Below are 23,836 nucleotides of genomic sequence, written 5' to 3' on the forward strand. Positions count from 1 at the left end.
CGATGACCGAAACAAATCTTTACAAGAATACCGAAAAATAGCCTTTTTTACCTTGTTGAGTGCCCATAAACAACAGCCGTTCATTGCCAAGCCAGCGTGGCGTATAATCGTCTGACGGAATCAGGCCAATCAATAAGTTGACCTGTCGAACAGTTCCTGTGGTTAAATCCCGAACCCATAGACTGTAGGTATTAGCTGATGTAGCGCTTCTTGTACTTAGAAAAGCAAGCTGTTTTCCGTTAGGTGAAATTGATGGCGCCGTATCAATCCAGCCGGGTTGCGTGTCAAAATACTTGATTTCGCCACCGCCGTTGGGATCATAAAATGAAATGGCCGCGCGCCATTGCAGGCTGGTATTCCCGCTTCGAGCGCGCGACACGGCAATGACCTGACCATCGGGCGACCAGTCTATGCCAGTTTGGCGAATACTGTTTGCTTCCTTTATGGGTAACGATGGTGACAGCGGAATAGCTGTACCTCCCGATGTTGCAATTTTCCATAAACGGGATTCGTCATTGGAAACCACTGAGAATGCCAGCCATTTACCATCAGGCGACCAGGCTAAACCTCGTACCCAGGCGGCATCTGCTATTGGAAGAACCTGTTTCTGCTCGGAGGCAACCTCGTAGATAACCAATCCATTGTCGGTGTTGGAAGGGTAAGCGAGCTGCTGCCCATCTGCCGAAAACGCTGTAATTGCGCCTTGCCGGGTTATGAGTTTGGTCGAAATGGGCTGTTCATTTTGCAGATTGGTTATATACAATGGCGTTACATAATGGCCTGCTCCTTCGTCGACCAATACGGAATACGCGGCTTTTGAACCATCTGACGTTACATCTCCTCCCGTAGCATCGCCTGAGGTCCCAAATCCCGGATAGTACAACGATTGGGATAAAGATCCATTGGAAACCATAACTGAATTGGAGTTTACCGATGGGGCACTTTTATTCTTCGAAACGATCCGGGCAACTAAATACGCGCCAGTTGAGGTCGTCGGAATATTAATTGATTTTTGGTCAGCACGGACTGTCTGATAAGTTTTAAATTCCCCTAACTCACTAGTAGCAATCTGTATATCATATTCTTCGGCTTCAACATCGGCAATATCAGGGCAAGGCGCTGTAATGCATACAATCCGAACTTCCTGCCAACTGAGTTTATACTCAGTTCCATTTGACGAAATCTGCAAACTAACGGGCCTTACTCGCTTGGTAGGGTCAACGACTGTATTCTCTTTGCACGAAATCAGGAACGCAACGACAATTGACCAGATAAGTAAACGTTTCATGGCAACACTGAAAAAGGCTTTGGTTCGTGTCGATCAACAAGTGAATAGGAACGTACTAAAAACGATTTTTTACAAGATTTTACCTGCTTTACAATTCGTTTAGTTTATCCAGCAAGGCCCTTCTGATGCCTGAGCTTCGCCGGTTACGAGATTAATTCTGCCAAAAACGCAGCGATTGGCAGTTGAGTCGATTGTTCCCGCACTAAACAAATAGGGTTCGTTGGAAGGGATAGTTTGAAGTGGGGTAGGTGCGTAAAACAAAACCTCGCTGGGTTTAAGTACAGGGTATTTTGTTTTTGTTTTCAATGCCTGACAAGCGTCGGCGCAGGATGAAAAAGCTAATTTAGCGCCAATCTGAATGGGTTGAACATTATCCCAGGGTTGCCGAAAGAGAATTTGCGATTCAGTTAAATAAACACCACGGGGAACGTCAACAACATAGGCTTTGGTAGTTTCGGGATCATAGTTTACCCGAAATTGCTCACTATACCGAATTCTGAGCCAATCCTGTTCATACACAAAGTCGACCCGAAAGGAAACCCCTTCCCGCCAGGGTTGCAGCGCCCCACTGACATATTTAATCAGGGTGTTGAAGCGAGATTCATTAAGTCCGTTTCGCTCCATAAATTTATGCTTCCAGACCGCCAGGTAATACATTGTCAACGAGTCAGGGGTTTCGTTAACGATATAGGTTGGTTGTCCACTGATGAATGCACAATCGCACGGAGCATCTTTAAGAACAATAGGCATCGGTTGGGACGATTGCCGCTGACAGCTACAAATGCCGATTAGGAAAAATAGAGCGATAAGACGGGAGAGTGACATGGCTAGTTAAGCGTATACATAACCAGACTCTACTAACCGGAAAAGGGTTGGAATCAGTAGCGTGGACTTCCAGTCCGCGTAGCCGAAGGCTAATATCGACCAACTTATAACGACAATTTAGCCTTCGGCTACGCGGACTGGAAGTCCACGCTACGAAATGAAAAATGCCCTGAATTCTACATCAGGGCATTTTCGCTTATATGACCTAACTAGCCACTACGATCACGGGTGGAACGCGTTCGGGATCGTTATCTGTCGACTCTTTTTTGAGTTTATCGAGGCTTTTATTCAGGGCCTTTTTTGCCGCTTTCTTCAGGCCAACATCGTATAAATCCGTCCGACGATCTTTCAACACTTGTACCGAACCGTGTTCATGAAGCTCCTTCAATAAACTCAAATCCACGTCGGCAATGAGTACCATTTCGGTATTGGCTGTGGCTTCGGCTTTTACGGCATTTGTGGGAAACTGGAAGTCGGAAGGGGTAAACACTGCCGATTGAGCATAGTTAATGTCCATGTTCTGTACTCGGGGTAGATTGCCCACGCAGCCCGAAATGGCTACATAACATTCATTCTCGATGGCTCTGGCCTGGGCGCACAGGCGTACTCGTGAGTAGCCATTTTGCGTATCGGTCAGGAAGGGAACAAACAAAATCTGGATGCCTTGCTGCGCCAGAATTCGCCCTAGCTCGGGGAATTCTACGTCGTAGCAAATGAGCATGCCCACTTTACCACAGTCGGTGTCGAACGCCCGAATTTCGTTACCACCCACCATGCCGTAGTGCTTGACTTCGTTGGGGGTAATATGAATTTTTCGGTATTCTTCAAACGAGCCGTCGCGTCGACATAAATAGGCTACGTTGTAAAGCTTTCCATCCTCATCGACCAGTGGCATGCTGCCGCCTACGATATTGACGTTGTACGAAATGGCCAGCTCGCAAAGTTTTTCACGAACAGGTATAGTGAAATCAGCTAGTTTTCGAATGGCAACCGGCTCGGGCAGATCGTTGAAATCGGCCATGAGTGGTGTATTGAAAAACTCGGGCAACACCATGAAATCGGCACGATAATCGCTGACTGCATTAACGAAGAATTCGACCTGATCCAGAAATGCGTTCAGGTTTTTGAACAAACGCATCTGCCACTGAATTACCCCAAGTCGGATAATGGAGTCGGTATGCGGGCGCTTGTCTTTTTCCGCTACATAGTAGATGTTGATCCACTCCAGTAAGGTTGCATACTCCTTCGACTCCGTGTCGCCGGGCAGGTAGCCACGGAGTACTTTCCTAACGTGGAAGTCATTCGAAAGTTGAAAGGTCAGCGTAGGATCATAAATTTCCTTCTGCTTCACTTTGGTAATGTACTCCCGTGGAGTCAGCTCATCGGCAAATTTGTTGTAGTTCGGAATACGCCCACCGGCCAGAATGCCTTTCAGATTCAACTGTTCGCAGAGTTCCTTCCGAGCGTCGTACAGTCGCCGACCCAGCCGCAAATCACGGAAGTCGGGGTGCACAAATACCTCGATCCCGTATAGGTAATCGCCCTCGTCGTTGTGGGTTTTAAAGGTATAGCCACCCGTAATCTGGAAGTAGGTATGATTGTCGCCAAAGTCATCGTACTTCACTCGAATTGCCAGGGCGCTGGCTACCACTTTTCCATCGACTTCCACACAAAACTGGCCTTCAGGGAAGATATTGAGAAGCTTATTAATTGAACTTTTCGGCCAATAATCGCCCCCAATACCACTATATACTTCAATCATGGCCTCTTTCAGATCATGATAGTCTTCTTTCTGTAATGTTCTGGTTTGTATATGCATAAGTTGTCAGAACCGGGATTTCAACAAGATTTAAAAGATTAAAACGATTGCTTGAGGTAGCATGAATCTTGTAAAATCCTTTAAATCTTGTTGAAATCCTGGTTCAGAAGAGTTTCCATTTCCGCTACCATCTCATCGGTGAAATCCAGGTGCGTGACAAAGCGCACCAGATGTTTGCCGAACGTGATGGCGCGAATACCTTTTGTTTCTAACTGTTGAACATAATCGGTGGCTAAGATGGTTTCGGGCAGCCTGAAAATGACGATGTTCGTATCGATGGGGAGAATTTCAACAACCTCAGGTAGTTTTTCGAGTATGGCTCCAATTTTTCGGGCGCGGGAGTGGTCCTGTTTCAACCGATCTACGTGGTGATCGAGTGCGTAGATGCCTGCTGCAGCCAGAAATCCCGCCTGCCGCCAACCGCCACCCATCAACTTACGGAACCGACGCGCCTGCTGAATAAAGTCGGTCTTACCAAGTAGGAGCGACCCTACCGGACAACCCAGCCCTTTCGAAAGGCAGATGCTAATGGAGTCGAACAACTGACCGTAAGCGGTGGTCGGTTCGCCTGTTTCAACAAGCGCATTGAATAAGCGAGCACCATCTAAGTGCAAAATCAGACCATTTTCGGTACAGACTTGTCGGATAGCGGCAATTTCAGGAATGGTATAATAGCAGCCTCCGCCTTTATTAACGGTATTCTCTAGAACAACCAACCGGGAAAGAGGTTTGTGCGAATCCGTGGGGTTATAAATATACTCGCGGATCAGCTCGGGGGTGAGCTTGCCCCGTTCGCCGTGAGCCAGACTTACCGAAGCCAGCGCGTTGACCGAAATACCTCCACCTTCGTACTGATAGACATGCGAGAGGTAATCACAGATTACATCATCGCCGGGGCGAGTATGCGTTCGAATGGCAAGCTGGTTGGTCATGGTGCCCGACGCACAGAACAGAGCGGCTTCCATTCCGAATAACGAAGCCGCCTTAGCTTCAAGGGCATTTACCGTTGGGTCATCGCCTAACACATCATCGCCAAGGGGAGCCGTAAACATAGCCTCGCGCATGGCAGGAGTGGGGTGCGTGACCGTATCACTACGAAGATCAATAAGCATTTTTGCAGAATTCAATAACCAGGTTGATGCAGTTTAACCCTTAAAATTGATGAATTACCGACAAAGTTGAAACTCTGGGAAGTTGTTTAAGTTAATTTCCTCGGCCTAAAATGGCGGCTTTTGAGCCATAACTGCGTTACTTTTTTCAGCTGTAGCTACGGCTACACCCTCAAAAAGTGCCTTGTCCTGCCCCAAAATCCACTCATTTTACCCACGAATCAATAGCTCAAACAACTTCTAAATTGAACGCCAGAATGAAATTGCCGAGGAAGTTTATATGAATTTTTGCCAAAATTGTTGATAGTCTTGCATTTATAGCACTTGCATGTATTTTTGAGCAACCTTTTCCGGTCAATTCCGTCTCAATACGGATTCCGAAACACGGTGTCTGTAAAAACTCCTACCTTTTTATGCTCACAAACAAAGCTCCCTGGATCATCTTACTTGTGCTCTGGATGGCAGGCTCTACCTGGTGGCATGTCTGCAAAATCAAGCAACTATGCGGTGATGATGTAAACCCGTCTGCAGTAGCGGCAGAAGCAGATATAGAAACAACACCACCGGGTGCCGATGGCTTTACGATTGCCGATGGAAATCTGTTTCGGCTGGATTTGCCCGGAAATTTTAGTTTTGCTAAATCGGGTGCAAATGCTAATATGAACAGCCTGGGTGGATCACTGGAGTCGATGATTACCTATCTGAAGGCGAACCCTGGCCGTACCCTTGAGATTACCGGCTACTATTCACCAGGCGAAACCAATTCGACTTCTTTCCCAAATCTGGGTCTGGCTCGGGCCGAAGGTATCAAGCAATATCTGATCCAGCAAGGGATTCCGGCCGATTCGCTGACAACCAAAGCCGAAGAACGAAATCTGCCATTTACTGCGGCTGGCGACTCGCTGCGCGGGGGGGCTTTACTTTGCTTTCGGTGGTGTTGCTAAGCCGGTTGAAGAGCCGAAACCGGAAGAAACAACAGTTGAAAAGCCAGCCGAACCGATTAAGATAACGGAACCCGTCACGGAAAAAGCACTGGCCGAAGCCGAGAAGTTTAGCTCAGTTTTCAAACCTATTGACCTTTATTTCCAACTAGGCGAAGCGAACTACATCAAAACGGACGAAACGAAGAAATTCTTTGAGGAAGCGATCAAATACTTGTCTACTCACAAGGATAAAAAACTGCTGCTAACAGGGCATACCGATAATTCCGGACCCGAAGAGGTGAATATGCAGCTTTCGCGTGATCGGGCTAATGATGTGAAGGCGAAATTGCGTAAAGCGGGAATCGACTCTGACCAGATTCAGGTGAAAGCTAAAGGTGAAACGGAGCCAAAAGCCGACAACAGCACGATGTCGGGCCGGAAAGCCAATCGGCGTGTAACCGTCGTTGTTCAATAAAATTTGTTTTAAACGGTCTCCGGTTTCTTTTTTTCACTCAGTGTTATAAAATGGCGCTGGCAAGTGATTAGAACTTGAAACCTGCGACCAATAAACAACCAAGATATATGTTTAACATGAACCCCCTCAACCTGGCCGATGCTCAGATGCAGCTATGGATTATGCTGCTGGTGTCGGGTATACTGGGTTTTATTATCGGCTACATTTCACGTCAGCGAACCATTCGGGAGTTGGAAGGTGAACTCGCCAGTACTGAGCGTGCTGTAGACGATTGTCTGAAAATACCTGCCGCTGTGGTTGCTGCCGCCGATAACGAAACTCTTGTTCTTAATCGGATTCGGGCGAGAGCCAACGAGATTAATTTTGCCCGGATTGGGGTTGCTTCGGCGGCCAATGCCGATGACCTGAAAGTAATTGTAGGCGTAGGGCCGTTTCTGGAAAAGAAACTGCATGCCATTGGGATTTACACATTCCGCCAGATTGCCAATTTTACGCAGGAGGACATCGATAAAGTCAACGACATTATTGAGTTTTTCCCTGGTCGTATCGAGCGTGACAATTGGGTGGGGCAGGCGGCTGAGTTAGCTGTAAAGAAATGATTTTTATAGTTCACGTTTCACGTTGAAGAATCCACGTTTTATAGTCTGGTTAACCATAACCTTGACTTTGAAACATGGAATCTGAACCCTGAAACAAACTTCTCATTTAAAATTCACTCCCATTATGTTTGGATTAGATCCCTTTAGCCGCCCGGTGGCTATTTCTGAAATAGTACTCTTACTGGCATTAGCTGCATTTATTGGCTGGTTGCTGGGCCGGTTGATACCTGCTAGTCGAATTAGGTCGCTTCGTGAATCAATCGACAACAAAGAAGCTGAATTGGAAGAGTGCCGCCGATCAAAATCAGTTGGAAAAACGACGGTGCCGGTGCCAGTCCGTACACAGCCCGTTGTCGAAACACCGCCTGCGTTTGTGCATGCCGATCCACTGCTTCCCGCTTTCACCTTCGATGATACGCCCGACCCAATTAATGTGGAGACCGTCAATCCGGTTGACACTGCACCAGTTGATATTCCGGCATTTGTTGCCCCGCCAGTTGTTGTTCCGGTCGTAGATGTGCCAGCTAGTAAGCCACCAGTTCCGGCCGATGTTCCGGCACCCATCATAACGGGTAACTCTGAAGCTGCTGTGCTGAATAGAATTGCATCGCGCGCCAGTGAGATCAACTTCGACCGAATTGGCCGAGCCGTGGCATCTGAAGCCGATGATTTGAAAGATATCGTTGGCATTGGTCCATTTTTAGAGCGCAAACTCCATAGCTTGGGTATCTATACGTTCCGGCAGATTGCTAATTTCACGAAAGAAGATATCGACAAGGTGAACGAAATTATCGAGTTCTTTCCCGGTCGTATCGAGCGAGATAACTGGGTAGAGCAGTCAAAAGAATTCTACACCCGGAAGTACGGTTCAAAAAGTTAATTTTTACAGATTTGCCTGATTTTCAATGCCCTGTTCATCTAGATGAACAGGGCATTTTTATATTCGACTATGTAATCGTTTAGGCAATTAAGCAGATCAGGAATCTAGAGCTCTCTTCTTTCGGACGGGTGTGCTACTCAACAAGGTCATTCGGCCTGCGTGGTAGAAATCGCACATAGACTGTAAAACGCAATCGGTACATTTGGGGTCATACCAGGTGCAGATGCGCTGGCCATGCCAGTAAAAATGCTTGTGAAAATTGAATAGAATCAGGGTGTCTTTGGGTAAATAAGCCAACAGGAGCGTATGGGCCTTTTCGGCACTTACTTTCGGACCAATTAACCCCAATCGTTGGGTGACCCGATGCACATGTGTATCGACAGGCAACACAGGCTTGTGAAAGGTGAACAGCAGTAAAATTGTTGCCGTCTTGAAGCCAATACCAGGTAGCGCAGTTAACCAGTTCATAGCCGCTTCGGTAGATAAGTCACCCAGAAAGTCAATATTAGCGGCACCTGTTTCCCGAAAGAGGTGGATCAGCAAATTCTGGATATAAGGCGCTTTAATCTCAGGGTAATTTGCGGTTTGAATGGCGTCAATCAAATCTCGGAGCGGAGCATCGCGAACTTGCTCCCAGGTTGGAAATCGTTCACGCATGGTTCGGTAAGCAATAACCTCATTTGCATGCGTAGTTCGGTGGGATAAAATTGTGCCGATTAGCTCATGCATGGGGTCTGGGTATCCTCGAACCGCCTGAATACCATATAGTTCGTTCAGCCGTTCATGGGCGTCGCGTGTTTTGGTAGCTAAGTCTGGATTAATGTTCATGTAAACAGGCTGAGTTCAAAGTGCATGTGTGCCTGTTTGAACTCAGCCTGATCTATAATGTTTGTTAGGTGCACGAAAGGGCCTTTCACTGGTAAAATCGCCTATTGGGATAGCTGTTCCAGCGTCATAGCCAATTCGAGTGAGCTTCCTAGAGGCCCGTGCGATGCATACCTGATTGACTGGAATGAAACGATGATTGACTAGTCGGGCTGCCCAATTGATCTAACTGCTCCACGACGGATACCACCCGGCGCCTGGATATGGGTAGACTGGTTTTATTCTGCATGATCAGGTAGCTGGGAGCGCGTAAATTAGGGGCCAGCCTAATATGCTGAACGTAATCCAGATTTACCAGGGCATGTTTATGAACGCGCACAAAAGATGGCCACAGATGGGCGAACCATTTTAGGGTTCGGGCCGAGAGAACTACCTCGCCATTACGCAGGTGGACATAGCTGTAGTTAACATCCCCTATCAGATAAAGGACGTTTTGCGGATCGAATGTGTTGACGGTCCATTTTCTAAGCTGTGTATTATTCATATTGTTGAGATTAAAATGACACTCACACGGATAGATAATTCGGTACTCTCCATTTTTGTTTTCTAATCCGGTTCGATTGCAGGGCGCTGCCGTTGAACCGGATTACGCTTTACAATCCATTTATAATTCGGGCGTAGCCATTGTTGGATAGATTGCTATCGTACGTCATCGTAAAGTCATCTTCCACACTGCCCCAATTGGCCGTTGTTCGCGTAATGATAAAGCCTAAATTCGACTCGCCCCCGAGCCAACAAATACTCCGCTGTTCATCGTTACCGTGATTTGCCGATTGGAGAGCCATTTATTCGGCAAGTCCCTGAATTACTCGGAATAGCTTTACTTAGGCTCAGCCATGCTAAAGGCTGAGCGTAAATAGGCAATTGAGTTAGGGATAGAAGACGTAAAAATGTTAGAGCCTTAAAGTAACGAATAGACTTGAGAATAGACGAAATAGCCTGTAGAGGTGTGCGCATATTATTAATTGAAAAGAAAAAAGGTTGGAAAGGTTGAACAGACTGTATTTAGTCCAGGAGTGGTTGAATTAGGCCACTAAGTACCTTTATTTCTGGTGTGTAGGCTACCACATATGTTACAATCATTAACACATATGTTTCATTTTTACTATTGCGCACTTGTTTTGTAGGCGAATAGTATAAAATAGCTGCTAATTAGAATTGATTGGCCTGAAGTTTATCCCGCGTCCGCTTTAGGCGGGCCTTTACGGCGCTTTCCGATATATTGTATTGCTTACTAATAGCCCGAATTGATAAACCCGTTTCATACTTCAGAAGCAAAAGGGCTCGCTCGTGGTCGGGTAATTGATTGATTGCTCGTTGCTGAGCCTGGATCTGAAGGTCAACATTATCTGTAAATCCCAGATCTGCCGACTCTTCCAGTAAAGCATCTTCCGATAAATGGCTGGTAAGGTCAGTGGGCAATGGCTCGGTTTTGAGCTGTTTGCCTGGTTTAAGCCGATCCAGACAGTAGTGATAGGAAATGGCATAAAGCCAGGTAGAAAACGAGGACCGATTCTGGAACGAGTTCCGTTTTAGAAAAACCTTCATAAAGATGTCCTGGGTGAAATCCTGGGCATCCAGCGAATCGTTGGTCATGTTGAGACAGGTTCGGTACACTTTGTGGGCATACTGCTTATACAATTCCTCAAAATTGTCGTCTAACGTGAGGGGCTGACATGGATTGAGTACTTGCTTGGTTGAAGCTTGTTTTTGTTTCATGGCAGTAGTTGAACTCTATGAAAGAAAGCGATATACGTTGAGCCGATTAATGGACAATCTGACCATCAATCAGGCTGCAAGTTCTGGCGTATCGATTTAGGGTGCTACCACATATGTTTCATTCATTACCACCTATGTTACATACAATCAAAAAAAGCCCGGAATTCGGGCTGTCTGGCTTCAGGTGAGACGTGTTGGCGGGCTAGCTGGGCTGGGGCGCTGATTTGCCGTATTGAGAGGGCAATACACCATAGCGCTCCTGAAATACTTTGGCAAAGTAAGATAGATTGTCGAAACCAACGGCGTAAGCTGTTTGAGTTACACTCAGCTGACCTTCATTGAGCAGTTCAGTTGCTTTCCTCAGTCGAATATCCCGGATAAAGGTAGTAGCAGAGGTATTGGCCAACGCTTTGAGTTTGCGATGGAGTTGTGCCCGACTCAGGTTTGCCGCTTCGGCCAGATCTTCAACGGTAAACTGCGTATCGTCCAGATGCTGAATCACCAGCGCCGACAGCCGCTCGATAAACTGTTGTTCGGCAGTAAATGGCGTTGGTAGCTGTAGGTGATCCGTCGGTTCGGACCAGTTCGTGGAAAACCAGGTTTGTAAACGCTGACGTTGCTCAACCAGATTTCGTACCCTGGCCTGAATTTCGGCCCGATTAAAGGGCTTGGTCAGGTAGTCGTCGGCTCCGAGTTCGAACCCTTCGATACGATCTTCAACGGTGGCTTTGGCTGTCAGCATCACAACCGGAATATGGCTGGTGGCTGGCTGAGTTTTCAACGTTCGGCAGAAGCCGAATCCATCGAGCTGGGGCATCATCAAATCGCAGATGACAATATTGGGGAGGAGAGCCGTGGCTTTTTCCAGCCCGTCCTGTCCATCGACAGCCTCAATGACGTGATAATCAGTTTCAAAAATGCTGCGAACATATGCCCGGATATCAGCATTATCGTCGATAACCAACAGGATGTTTTCGGAGATGGGTGCTAGCGTTTTAACATCCTCGGCCTGTGTCTCAATGGGTTGCTGGTGGAATTGTGTGATTAAATCGGTCTGTGTCCTCACAGACCGGGGTGATGGACCTTCCGATGAGACTATTAGTAGGGGCAAGGTAACGGTAAAAGTCGTCCCTATTTCCTCAGTGCTGGTTACCTGAATCGTTCCATCCAGCATTTTTACCAATTCGTTGACCAGCGCCAGCCCAATACCCGTACCTTCATAGCTACGGGTTGGCTCCTCTGGAACCGCAACGGCGGACCGTTGATAGAAGCGCTCGAAGATATGGGGCAGGTCCTTTTTGTTGATGCCAATACCTGTATCTTCAATACTAAATCGCAAGGTACCCGTTGTGGTTGAGTCAGGATAGTGAACCTGCATACGCACTTCCTTACCTGCAGGGGTGAACTTAAAGGCGTTGGCCAGAAGGTTGGTGACTATTTTCTCAAGCTTGTCGCGATCAAAACTGGCCCAGTGCTCCGATTTATTCTGCGAGAATGTAAATGAAATCTGCCGACTCTCGGCCAGTGAACTAAACGAACTGGCGAGCATTTGAAAAAAGGATGCCACATCGCCCGATTCGGGTTCGGCCTTTAGCTGACCCGCTTCCAGCTTACTCAGATCAAGGAGCTGGTTGATCAGACTCAATAACCGATTGCCGTTGCGCTCCATCAAACCCAACACGGTTTCGGTTGGGAAACGCTGTTTCAGGTCGGCCAATGGTCCCAGAATGAGGGTGAGTGGTGTTCGGAATTCGTGCGAGATATTGGCAAAAAATTTGGTTTTCAAACCATCCAGTTCGGCTAATCGACCGGCTTCCTGCTTCTCAAAAATAACTTGTTGCTGAAGCAGCCACCGTTGTTTCTGAAAAGTATACAACTGCCAGCTAATAATAATCAGAACAAGGGCATAAAGAAGATAGGCCCACCAGGTGCGATAAAATGGCGGATGAATGCGAATGTGCAGGTCGACCGGTTTACTCCAGACCTCGCCATCGGGCGAGCCTATCATTTGAAGCGTGTAGTTACCTGCCGGAAGTTGAGCATAGTTGGCGAAACGGTTGGTGCCAGCCTCCACCCAGATCTTGTCGATACCATCCAGCCGATAGCGATAGCGGTTTTTGGCCGAATTGGTATAATCCATCACGCCAAATTCGAATGTCAGGAGGTTTTGGTTGTGCGACAAATCAAGCCGTTGGGTGTATTCGATACCCTGAGCTAGAATACCGTCGGGAGCCCTTACCTTAACCGTCTCATTATTGACTTTCAGATTAATGATATTCGCAAGAGGCTGTGGCCCGATGAGTGGTTTTACCGCCGAGGGTTTAAAAATTGTAAGTCCGTTTACTCCGCCAAAAAGTAGCTCACCCGAAGCCGATATAAAAAAGGAACCTGTGTTGAATTCATCATCCTGAAGCCCGTCTTCCTTGGTGTAATTATGAAATTGATGCGTTTTGAGATTGAACTGAGCCAGCCCTCGGTTGGTGCTCAGCCAGAGATTTCGGAACTCATCGGCCAGAATGCCATAAACGACTTTATTTGGTAAGCCCTGTGCTTCTGTAAAATGCTCGAACTGACCAGTCTGTTTGTCTAAGCGATCCAGCCCGCCACCTTTGGTGCCCACCCAGAGATAGCGATTGGGTTGATAAGGGTCGTCGAGTAGACTGGAAACCATATCATTACTCAGACTCTGAGCATTAGCCGCATTATTTTTGTACTGCGAAAAGACGGGATTAGTTTGTAGATGAACGGCCCGGATCAGTCCGTTGGTCGTGCCAATCCAGAGCGTACCCGCCTGATCGAGATAGAGCGTTTGGGTATCAATTTCAGCTCCTTTCTGGGGTAAAAGTCTTTGGAATGAGAAAGTCCGAAACGTTTCTGTTTTGGGGTCAAACTGGAGGAGTATGCCGTTGAGAGCAGCAATCCATAACATACCATCTTTGTCCTTGATGGTCTGATTGGTATAGAAACCAAATGATGTGTTGGTGGGTAGTGGGTACTTTTTGAGAAGCTTCCAATCCGCAGAAAACTTGAACAAATGCATGGCATGCGTCTGGAAATTGGTATTCGATACCCAGAATGTGGCCTGACGATCTTGCATCATATACCGCTGTCGTTTATCGGCAGGCGGCAATTCGTTCGGTAAAAATGACTTTAGTCGATTGGTTGATCGGTCGAGTTGTTCGTAGGCGAATTCATGGCGCACGTAAGTTCGGCCCTGCTGATCAACATATAGGAAAGAGAGCGTCGTATTGGGAAGTGAAGAATGGAATTGCCGGATTTTAGGATTGAATTTTCGAAGCCCATAGCCACTCGTGCCTGCCCAGATGTTTCCTGTCTGATCTTTCAGCAAATCGGTAATTGCATAGACTGCTGGAGGCATCGCAACAAATGCGTTGCGGGCTGTCAGACTGTCCTGCTTTTCCAGTTCGCTGGGTGGCATTACCCACAGAAAATCAGTTGTTGTAATGGCCAGCGTGTTGGCGTCGATCGCTTTTAAATAAACGCTTGAGTAGCCTTTTCTGGGTAAAGGTATTGTCTTAATCCTATCTTGTTTCAAGCAAATGATCTGATCGGATGTACTGGCAATCCAGCAGTCATGTTGCGCGTCATAATAGGTTGAAAAGAATTCGGTGAATTTTTCTGCGACCCCGATGACTCTCGTAGCTTCCTGGGGTCGATGCCAGTTGAGCGTATACAGGTTAAACGAACTCCCAATCAGGGATTGTCCGCCTGGCTGAAAACTGATGTGGTTAATAGCACCAGTAACACCTATCTGAGGGATCGTAATCAGTTGAGCCTGGACCTGATCGGTAAAGTCGGCTTTATCCGGGAAGTCCGTTTTTAGTGAGTTCGGTAAGGTGATTTTAACCAGCTTGCCCTGATTCGTACTCACCCAAATATTGCCCTGAGGGTCTTCCGTCAGCAGTTGAATCTCATAGTTTCCAGCATTAACGGTTGCCTGACCGTGGATACTGATGTGATAAAAGCGTTGCGTTCGGTCGTCGAATAGGTTTAACCCATTATTGAGGGTGCCTATCCAGAGTCGTCCACGTTTATCGACTAGAAGCGCTGAGCAATAATTGGCCGAGAGACTGTATTCGTTTGCCGGATCGTGGGTAAATACCGTGAAATTGTGGCCGTCGTATCGATTGAGTCCGTCTTTGGTAGCTACCCAGATAAAGCCTTTCTTATCCTGCTTCAGCCCGAAGATCATGCCCTGCGAGAGGCCATCGGAAATGGTAATTTCCTGCCAGCCCTTCTGCTGGGCAGTCAGTGTAATCGGAAGAAGACTAACGAAGAGTAGGAAGAGGAATCGCATTCGGGCAAACCATTAGTTAGCTAACTACGGAAAATCAGATTCTTTCGATTGATTTATAGGTGCAAATCCTTGGTCTGTCAAATATAGAGATAGTTTTCTTGATATATGATACTAAATGAGTGTCTGAAATGAGCTAAATCGTAACTGAGTTAACACCTTTATTTTGAGCTCCTAAGGCCCTGTTTGGGTTTTTCTATTTTAGCTAAAACTGCCTATTTTTTGTCATTCCGACAAAGGAGGAATCTCAAGCTTGACTAATAAGCAACGTTGAGATTCCTCCTTTGTCGGAATGACAAAAAAACTCAGATTTATTTTTATATGTAGAATAAACCCAACTTGCCGGTACAGACTAGTACTTTTCCAATTTAGATTCTATAGTTTCTGTAGATTCTATCGATTCTGATAATCAAGACTCTAGTATCAAAAGAATCTAGTAGAATCAAAAAAACTATTTTGGAAGAGCACTAGTCTTTCCGTCGAAGGTAAATATTATTGCTGATCGACTCCAATCGTACGTTTGGCCCGCCACCGTTGACGACTCCCTCCAACTGGTAGCCAACAATTGGGTTCTTTTCCTTCTTATTTTTGAAACTAATATCCATATCCGAATAGACTTCGCCCGTGATGGTTTTCATCGCTACGTTTGCCCCTTTCGATTTAGGCCAGCTCATGTCCACGAAACCGCTGATAGTTTTGGCAAATACGGGTCCGTTTGCTCCCTGAATATCAATATTTCCATTAATGGTTTCGAGCTTCAATTGAGCTTGTCGGGGCAGGAATACCTGGTAGTTGAGTGTGCTACAGACGTAATACCGGTGGCCATCTTTGTCAGAACTCCAGGAGTGACGATGGTCGGGGCAATCTTCGGCTTTACCTTGCTTCAACATCTCCTGATCGAAATCCGTCTTTATACTGACTTCCTGTGTTGTTGACCCGGTTGTCACCTGGAAGGCATCATTTAGTTTGCCTCCGTTGATGGTTACCTCAATTCGGACTGATACCGTTGGTTTGTCCCAATAACGAACTTTGATGCTGTCGGCAAATTTCAGGTTGAGATTAACCGTTTGATCGGTAGTGACTGACAGCGTTTTTTCAATGATTTTCTGGGCGAAAATAGGCTGAATAAGGAAGCTAAATAAGCCCAGAACTAGGAGGAATAAGGGATTTTTCATTTGAGTAAGGGAAGTTAATGGGACTTACTTTTGCTTACGGACGTATATATTGCTGTTGATGGTTTTGAGTTGAACCTCAACGCCACCCCCATTGATGCTACCATCGATGTTGTTTCCACCCCCAACTCTAGGCATACCCTCTTTGGATGCTTTCATACCCAGATCAAAGTCCGTGTACATTTCTCCCTGAATCGACCGTAGTTTCAAATTGGCTTTAGAAGCGTTAGGCATGGTGATATCAATAGCCCCGTTGATGGTCGATATAGCTGTTGGCTTTTCCTGGCTCAGACTCGAATACACCACTTTTACTTCGCCATTGGTGGTATTGGCTACGATGGGGCCCGTTACATTCGTCAGTTCAATGGAGGCATTATTGGTTTTTACCTCCAGATCGCCATCCATATTGCTGATGCTCACGCCAGCACTCTGCCAGTTGGTTTGCGTATAGAGAATGGCCACTTTACGCGGAAGTTTAATAGTGTATTTGATAGCTTTTCGGGTTGCTTTTTCAATTTTCAATCCACCATTTTCAGGAGTTACAGCCAAACCGATGCCTGAGTTATCGACGGCCTGATAATAGAGTGGTTTCAGACCTTTAGCCCGTTCGGGTGGCGCTTCGTAGCCTGATGAAGCCTGAATCAGTACTTCGTCGCTATTGTGTCCTTCAATCTTGATGTCGCCAGCATCGATTTCAAGCGTCACTTTGTGATCTTTCGAATTCGTTAGTTTGGTTTTGTATTCCTGAGCCTGGGCGTTCAGTAAAAGGCATAGGAATCCTGCACTCGTTAAAAGGAGCTTTTTCATAGTAGTCCGCCAAGGCGGTTGTTTAAGGTAATTGAATTGTATTTGTGTACTGACTGGGGGCTTTAGATGCTATTGATTCTGTGGATTTAAAGAGATTCTGTTGATTCTTGGATTCTACCCAGGGCAGATGCACTAGTACTGGTCCCATTTAGTTCCTATCGATTTTTTGGATTCTATTTCTTTGATAATCAAGGCTCATTAAATCGATAGAATCTCTTAGAATCCACAGAATCAAGTCGCTAAGAAACTGTGTTAGCTTCGTGAGTTAATTGGTTAATACCCTCTTCGGCTTTCTGGCGCACGATATCCAGTACTTTTTGATCCTGTACAAGTCGTTGGATTTCGTCGACGGCTCGTTTTTCTTTAATGGCTACCAGGGCGTCAATCAGGGTGATCTGAATATTGGGATCAGTCTGGATTTTAAGCGATTGAATTAGCGCTTCGCGTACATCGGGTTCGTTTTCGAAGCGAACGAGTGCCTGACAAGCTGCCAGACGCACATTGACATTGGCGTCGAAGTTCAGAGTATTGATCAGGAGTTGGGTAATTTCCTGATCAACCTGGGTGAGTTCGTAACTCTGATTAACGGCCTGAATTCGTTCGCTGGCTGACGTTTTAGCGAGTTGCTCGAAAGTCAGCACTTTTTTCATTGCCAGAGCAGGCTCAGCATCAGTCGAGGATGCTGCCATGTCGTTTGTACCGTATCGCCAACTCGTATAAAACAGCCCGGCACCAAAACCAAGAATAAGCAGCGCCACGCTTGCTGCCAGGCGAAGACTCCAGCTTGTCAAACCAAAAATACGGCTGGGTTCTGGGGCGCTCAGTTTTTTGGCTAGCTGAGTGGTAAAGGCTAATGAAGGGTGCTGCGTCCTAGTGCTGGCAAAATAACGGAACTGCGCAGCATGCGACATCAGGTGCTCTGGGATGTTATCCTGCTGAAAAAACTGCCGCAATTCTTTTTCTTCCTGCAGGCTCGTTTCACCCTCATAATATTTCTCCAGTAATTTTTCAATGTCCTGCTTCATAATCATTGACTTTTAAGTAATTGTCGCGCAGACGTTGGCGGGCTCGCGACAAAATCACCCGAATATTATTAACGCTGAGGCCAGTAACCTGTTCGATCTCCTCAAACGAATACTCCTCCACATCACGCAGATGAAGCACCAGTTTCTGCTGATCTGGTAATTCATTCATTAACTGCCGAATCAAGTCGGCACTATCCGTTAATTCTACCTGCCGATAGGGTGAAACGTTTTCCGTGGCGACCCCAAAAAGGGCGGAGTCATCGGTTGATTTCGTTTTAGCATGTGACTTTAACCGATCCAGACACAGATTTTTTGTCATCTGAACCGCCAGCGCTTCTACACTATGATAGGCATCTAACTGTTGTCGATTGGTCCATAGCCGGAGCAACACATCCTGTAGGGCATCTTCGGCTTCTTCGCGGTTGCGAAGAAACAACTGAGCCAATCGGAAAAGACGGCCCTGCACCGGAAGTATGCGTTGTTTGAAGACTTGTAGATCCATATCAATGACATAGACGACTATGCCCGAAAAACATTACAGCGTGGTGAGAATTTTTTCAGGAATTAAATGGGTACCAACAAAAAAAGGTCTTTACCTTGAGCCATCCCGCTACATAAGTCGGAATGAGGCAAGGTAAAGACCTCGAAATAAACGGTAGAAATTAATTAACTCACGTAAGCGCGCTGGCTGGCTAATTGACGTCGAACCAGACTCCAGCGTCGGCGTGAAACAGGGAGCACTTCGCCTGTGCTTAAATGCACCAGCCCACCCGTTTCGGTGCGTTCCAGTCGTTCCACAAACTGGCGATTGACCACACAATTACGATGGAGCCGAATGAATAATTCATTAGGGAGTTGGGGCGAGTAGTATTTGAGTGTGCGTGGCATCAACATTCGGCGACCATCTGCCCAGTTGAGCCAGCTGTAATTAGCAACAGCCTGCAAATACACTAAGTCTGACACAGAAAAAAACTGTCGACCCGTTTCTCGAAGATAAAGCTTAAGTGGAGGCCAATCCGTTGACATGGATCGATTAGAAAAAGAAAAGACTGACATAGACATTGCGCGTAGTACTTTTCAAACTATTATAAGAAATAATACCTACGCAATACTAAGCGCAATGCCCTCCCGGCTCTTGCTCATTCGTAACAAGTACTATAAAATTTGTAACATGAGGTAGCTACATTCAGTAGAAGAATGGGAAAGTTTGCAAATAAATGAGGGAAAGGTGCCTGATTTCAGAAGAAAGAAATCGGATGGGCCAACTAAGTACTTATTAGTATCAGGCAATTTCATGTCGATTTTGATCGACGTACTCCGAGGGGGTAAGGTGATACTGGTCTTTAAAAACTTTAGAAAAATAGGCTGGAGTGTCAAAGCCTACCCGGTCGGCAACTTCGGATACCGAGACACCAGTTACGAGGAGTTCCGCTGCCCGTTTTAACCGTACAATCCGAATCAGTTCATTCGGGGTTAGCCCCGTCATGGTTTTCACTTTTCGATTCAAATGCATGCGACTCATACCGATGGCGGCTGCCAATGGCTCAACACCGAAGGTGGAATCATCCAGACGCTCTTCCAAAATAGCATAAAGGCGATTCATGAATTCATCCTGTGGGTCCTGACTGGCAGTGGGTAGATTTCCCTGACGTAATAGCTGGGTCCGGAAATGCTGCCGAATCCTGGATTGCTGTTCCAGTCGGTTACGAACTCGCGCGTTCAATTCGGCTACTTGGAAGGGTTTCGCTATATAGTCGTCGGCTCCAGCAGTTAAGCCTTCCAGCCGGCTGTCTACAGAAACTTTAGCCGTCAACAAAATAATGGGAATATGGCTGGTAACCGGATTCCCTTTGAGTTGTTGGCACAGTTCATACCCATCCATCTCAGGCATTAATACATCGCTGATGATCAGGTCTGGGCCATCGGCAATGGCGGTTTTTACACCTATCTGTCCGTTGCTGACACGCTTCACCTGCCATTCTACATTCAGGGTAGAGACGATGTACTCGGCCAATTCATCATTGTCTTCTACCAGCAGTATTCGATGTGCTTTTTCTTCTGTAGGTTCCGAGTTGGCCGGAGTCTGTCCTACTGCCGTAGTGGCTACAGGTTCGTTAGATGGAGTTGCCACTACGAGTTCTGGACGAGCCTGACGGCAGGGAAGTTCGACGGTGAAGGTTGTTCCCTGTTCAGGATGACTGGTTGCCGAAACCGTGCCCTGCATCATCTCGACTAATTCTTTTACCAGCGCTAACCCAATTCCAGACCCGCTGTTGGTACTTTCGAGCGGATCTGCCTGATAAAACCGATCGAAGATACGAGGGAGTTTTTGGTCTGGAATTTTCGGTCCCGTATTATGGACTATAAAACGGACCAAATCTGTTTTGGCCGAGTTTGCAACGGTTGGGTCTTGTGGTTCTACCTGTATCGAAATCGTAATAGCCCCGTTTGCCTCGGTAAATTTCAGAGCGTTCGACATGAGATTACTGAGAATTTTTTCAACTTTATCCGGGTCGAACCAGTAGAAAGGTTGCTTAAACTGATCCGTGAGTTGCAGTCGAATCTGTTTGCGCTGCGCTTCTTCGGTAAAAGCTCCGACAATTCGGCGGATAAACTCGGGCAAATCGGCAGGGGTGGGGGTGATGGTTAGATTTCCGGCATCGAGCTTCGCCAGATCGAGTAGTTCGTTAATCAACCGTAAGAGTCGGTTGGCATTCCGGTAAATAAGCGTAAGCCGATTGTGGTATGGCGAATCGGTCGTGTCGTTCAGAACTTGTTCTAATGGGGTTAGAATAAGGGTTAAAGGCGTACGGAATTCATGGGTGATATTGGCAAAAAAGCGCGTTTTAACGGCATCCAATTGTTTAAGCTGCAGTGATTCCTGCTCACGAAGCTCTAACTGACTTTTTTGCTGGATTCGACGAATCCGTATCTTGAAAAATAGCCATAAAGCGCCTGCTAACAGTAAGGCATATACTAGATAAGCCCACCAGGTGGCCCACAACGGTGGTTCGATAACCAGCTTTAACGAATGCGAAACGGGACTCCAGACGCCCGAAGTGTTCGATGCATTGACAACAAATGTGTACGTATTTGGGGGTAAATTTGTGTAGGTCGCCGTAGCCGCATTTCCACTGTAAACCCAGTCTTTGTCTAACCCAATGAGTTTGTAACGATATTGATTTTTGTGGCTTTGATTAAATTCAAGGGCAGCAAAATCAATGGACAAAAAGTTCTGTTGGTTTGTTAAAACGATTTCGGTTGTTTCATTGATGTCTTTCTCAATGGGTGAATCGGGCGTAGTAGCCGTTACCGGTTGGTTGTTGATTCGCAAAGCGGTCAGGACAACAATGGGCTTAACGGGGTCTTGGCTAATGCGACTTGGATCGAAGGCGGTGTAGCCACCGATACCGCCGAAAATAAGACGCCCGTCGGGCAAAGACACGTCAAAGTACTGCTTGAATTCTTCACTAGGCAGTCCATCATCGATCATGTAGTTCTGGACTTCATACGATCGGGTATCGAAACGACAAAGACCACGATTGGTACTTAGCCAAAGATGTCCACTGTTATCGGGCCGGATGGCATAGATCACGTTGTTGGATAATCCCTGCCCAACCGTGAATCGTTGAATCTGCCCAGTCATTTTATTGAGTCGGCAAAGCCCTTCGCCAAACGTTCCAATCCAGAGGTACTTATACTGAAGCGGGTCCTGAGCCAGACACAATAAAGCATTGCCGGGTAGCGAGTTAGGGTCGCTGGCCACATTTTGCCAATGAATGAGTCGCTTTTGAGAGAGATCGGCGCGCAGGAGACCATGATTCTCGGTAGCCAGATAGATACGACCACCATCAACGACCATTCCCGTAATAACATAAGAGTGATTGGCGGGAATTGGGAGCGGGAACGTTGTGAACGTGCCTAACTCGGGATTGTGCCGAACAATAACCTGACTAGTAGGACCTAATAGTCCCCAGAGTTCGCCTTCGGCCCCAGCCGCAAGTGCCGTCAGCCGAAAAACCTTGTCGGGAAGCCAACGGCTTTCGATGCCATTGGGCTGCACCGCACTAAAGGTTTGCCGTTGGGTATCATATACATAAGGTATCGTTTGCCGACTACTGATCCACAACTTTTTTTGCCGATCGAACTGGTACCGAATACCAGCGGGAGATTGCTGGCGGATTTCCACCGGAATAGCATCGCGCGGGATGTTTAGTTGTTGACTTAACCAGTCGGTCTGGAAATTGCTGGTGTAAGGCCAGGTCTGGAAAGGACGCTTGTTCAGATCGTATTTAATAACACCATCGCCATTGAGTCCTATCCAAAGAACATTGGTTCGATCGACTAGTAGCGATAATGGCGAGAAGTGAGCCAGTTTAGGCGACTCCGCCGTTCGATCGGGCCATAAAGAAATAAGACCACCCTGATCGGTATATCGATTTTGATTTACGTAGTCGATTCCCTGAGGATCTATCGCAAATAAAGGAAGGTTTGGTTCATTGGGGAGCGGTACTACTTTTTGAACACGTCCGGTACCAGGGTCGAAGAGGGCAAACTGACCGGGGAAGCCCAGCATCAGTTGTCCGTTTTTGCGTTCGTGGAGCCTGTAAACTTCATTTTGGGGTAGCCCCTGGGCTTCCAGATACCTATCCAGTTTCTTAGATGATGGATTGTAGCGTGCCAATCCATCCTGAGTTGCCAGCCATGGATAACCACGGTGATCGACTAAAAGGGCGTGAATGACCTGATACGTAGAATCATTTTGGGTAGCCCATTGTCTGTGAGATACGGTTCCATTGGCATTAAGCCGAAAAAAGCCGTTGGTGTACGTGGCTACCCAAACGTTTCCAGCCTGGTCGGGTTGGATACCGATGAGCTGATCGCGTCCAAGAGCCTGCTTAAAAGCGGGAGAGTTCGAAATTCGGTTAGACCGTTCGGTAACTGGATCGAAACAATCGATGTGATTATTCTCCGTACGAATCCAAAGTTTACCGCTTCGGTCTTCCTGGATTTCATAGATACTACTGAAGGAAAGCGATTGGGTCTGCTGCGGATCGTGGGTGTAAATGTGGAACCGAAGCCCGTCATAACGGCAAAGGCCGTCACGTGTGGCCATCCAGATGAACCCACGATGGTCCTGAATAATGGAGTTGACGAATCCCTGAGGCAATCCATTTCGTACTGTAAGGTACTCAGGTTCTGGGGTAGCGGCATGCACCAGCTTCGACCAACCGAGCAGTCCTATAATCAGCCAACAAACGAACCAACGGGTAGGTCGGAGCATAAACTGATCATGATTTTGCCCAGAAGGGCTTGGGTTAGGCCACAAATAATGAAGCAAATAGCTACCTTTAGTTGCTTTCGGCAACTTGAATATAGCGGTATTTTGTTTCTTGTAACTAGATTCTTTTGCTTTTCGCTCCACAACTCGTGCCCTTCTTATGCATATTTTTTTTGAAACCCCGGTTGATCAACCCTTATCGGAAACCTGGGCTGGCTTTAACCGGAGTCTGTTTGAACAGCTTACCCCGCTATTTCCACCCGTAAACGTAGTACGCTTTGACGGGTGTTTAACGGGTGATGTTGTTCATTTACAGCTAAACTTTTTTCTGTTTCGCCAGGATTGGATTAGTCAGATTGTTGATCAACAAACGGGGACCGAAGAAATTTACTTTATTGATCAGGGCACTAAGCTTCCGTTTTTTCTGAGTTATTGGCATCACCGGCATGGACTTCGCCGGTTCGTTGATGCCCCAACTGGTCAGGAACATACCGTTATTATCGATGATATAACCTTTCGAACCCCTTTTTTGCTTACCAATTATCTACTATATCCGGTCATGTGGTTTCAATTTGTGTGCCGAAAACCTATTTATCGTAGAGTATTCGGTCGTTTATGAGTTAATGGGCTTTGTTTATTTAGTCCACTGATTTAGTCGCATAAATACGACAGGGAAACTGAACATGCAAAAAAAGGCGGTTATTCCCGTCACCT

Annotated in this window: 20 protein-coding genes; 5 read left to right on the forward strand and 15 right to left on the reverse strand. The window is 46.7% G+C overall.

The features are described 5' to 3' along the window. Positions 1-19: 19 nt before the first annotated feature. The 4 genes from H3H32_RS09475 to H3H32_RS09490 form a co-directional block, all read right to left on the reverse strand. Entirely contained in the window at positions 20-1,288 is a 1,269-nt protein-coding gene (locus H3H32_RS09475; protein WP_182462437.1) for a TolB family protein, read from the reverse strand. Positions 1,289-1,387: 99 nt separating this feature from the next. Continuing rightward, a complete protein-coding gene (locus H3H32_RS09480) occupies positions 1,388-2,113 on the reverse strand; it encodes a hypothetical protein (protein WP_182462438.1) in 726 nt (241 codons plus the stop codon). Positions 2,114-2,318: 205 nt separating this feature from the next. Continuing rightward, a complete protein-coding gene (locus H3H32_RS09485; protein ID WP_182462439.1) occupies positions 2,319-3,932 on the reverse strand; it encodes a carbon-nitrogen hydrolase family protein in 1,614 nt (537 codons plus the stop codon). Between the two features lie 80 nt (positions 3,933-4,012). After that, complete coding sequence (locus H3H32_RS09490; RefSeq protein ID WP_182462440.1) at positions 4,013-5,044, reverse strand: threonine aldolase family protein; 1,032 nt, start codon at positions 5,042-5,044, stop codon at positions 4,013-4,015. Positions 5,045-5,454: 410 nt separating this feature from the next. Here H3H32_RS09490 and H3H32_RS37990 point away from each other — a divergent pair, with 410 nt between their 5' ends. The 4 genes from H3H32_RS37990 (at position 5,455) to H3H32_RS09505 (ending at position 7,918) form a co-directional block, all read left to right on the forward strand. Beyond that, positions 5,455-5,985: an OmpA family protein gene (locus tag H3H32_RS37990; RefSeq protein ID WP_309547149.1), complete on the forward strand. Its 531-nt coding sequence runs from the start codon at positions 5,455-5,457 to the stop codon at positions 5,983-5,985. A gap of 163 nt (positions 5,986-6,148) precedes the next feature. Further along, positions 6,149-6,439 (forward strand): OmpA family protein, encoded by a 291-nt coding sequence (locus H3H32_RS37995; RefSeq protein WP_309547166.1) that lies wholly within the window; start codon positions 6,149-6,151, stop codon positions 6,437-6,439. Between the two features lie 107 nt (positions 6,440-6,546). Continuing rightward, entirely contained in the window at positions 6,547-7,038 is a 492-nt protein-coding gene (locus H3H32_RS09500; RefSeq protein WP_182462441.1) for a helix-hairpin-helix domain-containing protein, read from the forward strand. Positions 7,039-7,162: 124 nt separating this feature from the next. After that, entirely contained in the window at positions 7,163-7,918 is a 756-nt protein-coding gene (locus H3H32_RS09505; protein ID WP_182462442.1) for a helix-hairpin-helix domain-containing protein, read from the forward strand. A 96-nt stretch (positions 7,919-8,014) separates the two neighbouring features. Here the strand turns inward: H3H32_RS09505 and H3H32_RS09510 are convergent, their stop codons facing one another. From H3H32_RS09510 to H3H32_RS09560, 11 genes are all read right to left on the reverse strand, one after another. Then, complete coding sequence (locus tag H3H32_RS09510) at positions 8,015-8,746, reverse strand: endonuclease III domain-containing protein (protein WP_182462443.1); 732 nt, start codon at positions 8,744-8,746, stop codon at positions 8,015-8,017. 148 nt (positions 8,747-8,894) lie between these two features. After that, positions 8,895-9,287, reverse strand: coding sequence for a LytTR family DNA-binding domain-containing protein (locus tag H3H32_RS09515; protein ID WP_182462444.1), 393 nt, complete (start codon positions 9,285-9,287; stop codon positions 8,895-8,897). Between the two features lie 109 nt (positions 9,288-9,396). Beyond that, on the reverse strand, positions 9,397-9,588 hold the full coding sequence (locus H3H32_RS09520) for a hypothetical protein (RefSeq protein ID WP_182462445.1): 192 nt from the start codon (positions 9,586-9,588) through the stop codon (positions 9,397-9,399). 367 nt (positions 9,589-9,955) lie between these two features. Continuing rightward, positions 9,956-10,522, reverse strand: coding sequence for an RNA polymerase sigma factor (locus H3H32_RS09525; RefSeq protein WP_182462446.1), 567 nt, complete (start codon positions 10,520-10,522; stop codon positions 9,956-9,958). Positions 10,523-10,724: 202 nt separating this feature from the next. Continuing rightward, positions 10,725-14,840 (reverse strand): hybrid sensor histidine kinase/response regulator transcription factor, encoded by a 4,116-nt coding sequence (locus tag H3H32_RS09530; RefSeq protein ID WP_182462447.1) that lies wholly within the window; start codon positions 14,838-14,840, stop codon positions 10,725-10,727. A 464-nt stretch (positions 14,841-15,304) separates the two neighbouring features. After that, the gene (locus H3H32_RS09535) at positions 15,305-16,012 is read right to left on the reverse strand and encodes a DUF4097 family beta strand repeat-containing protein (RefSeq protein WP_182462448.1); all 708 of its coding nucleotides are present in this window, start codon (positions 16,010-16,012) and stop codon (positions 15,305-15,307) included. Between the two features lie 24 nt (positions 16,013-16,036). Next, on the reverse strand, positions 16,037-16,816 hold the full coding sequence (locus H3H32_RS09540) for a DUF4097 family beta strand repeat-containing protein (RefSeq protein ID WP_182462449.1): 780 nt from the start codon (positions 16,814-16,816) through the stop codon (positions 16,037-16,039). Positions 16,817-17,055: 239 nt separating this feature from the next. Further along, a complete protein-coding gene (locus H3H32_RS09545) occupies positions 17,056-17,841 on the reverse strand; it encodes a HEAT repeat domain-containing protein (protein WP_182462450.1) in 786 nt (261 codons plus the stop codon). Next, complete coding sequence (locus H3H32_RS09550) at positions 17,825-18,343, reverse strand: GFO_1088 family ECF-type sigma factor (protein ID WP_182462451.1); 519 nt, start codon at positions 18,341-18,343, stop codon at positions 17,825-17,827. Before H3H32_RS09550 ends, H3H32_RS09545 begins: the two co-directional genes overlap by 17 nt. A 164-nt stretch (positions 18,344-18,507) precedes the next feature. After that, positions 18,508-18,867, reverse strand: a complete 360-nt coding sequence (locus tag H3H32_RS09555; RefSeq protein WP_240543735.1) for a LytR/AlgR family response regulator transcription factor — start codon at positions 18,865-18,867, stop codon at positions 18,508-18,510. Positions 18,868-19,123: 256 nt separating this feature from the next. Beyond that, positions 19,124-23,125 (reverse strand): hybrid sensor histidine kinase/response regulator transcription factor, encoded by a 4,002-nt coding sequence (locus H3H32_RS09560; protein WP_182462453.1) that lies wholly within the window; start codon positions 23,123-23,125, stop codon positions 19,124-19,126. A 157-nt stretch (positions 23,126-23,282) separates the two neighbouring features. Between H3H32_RS09560 and H3H32_RS09565 the strand changes: the two genes are divergently transcribed. After that, entirely contained in the window at positions 23,283-23,741 is a 459-nt protein-coding gene (locus H3H32_RS09565; RefSeq protein WP_182462454.1) for an SRPBCC family protein, read from the forward strand. Positions 23,742-23,836 lie beyond the last annotated feature (95 nt).

This window comes from Spirosoma foliorum (genome assembly GCF_014117325.1).
Lineage (GTDB): Bacteria > Bacteroidota > Bacteroidia > Cytophagales > Spirosomataceae > Spirosoma > Spirosoma foliorum.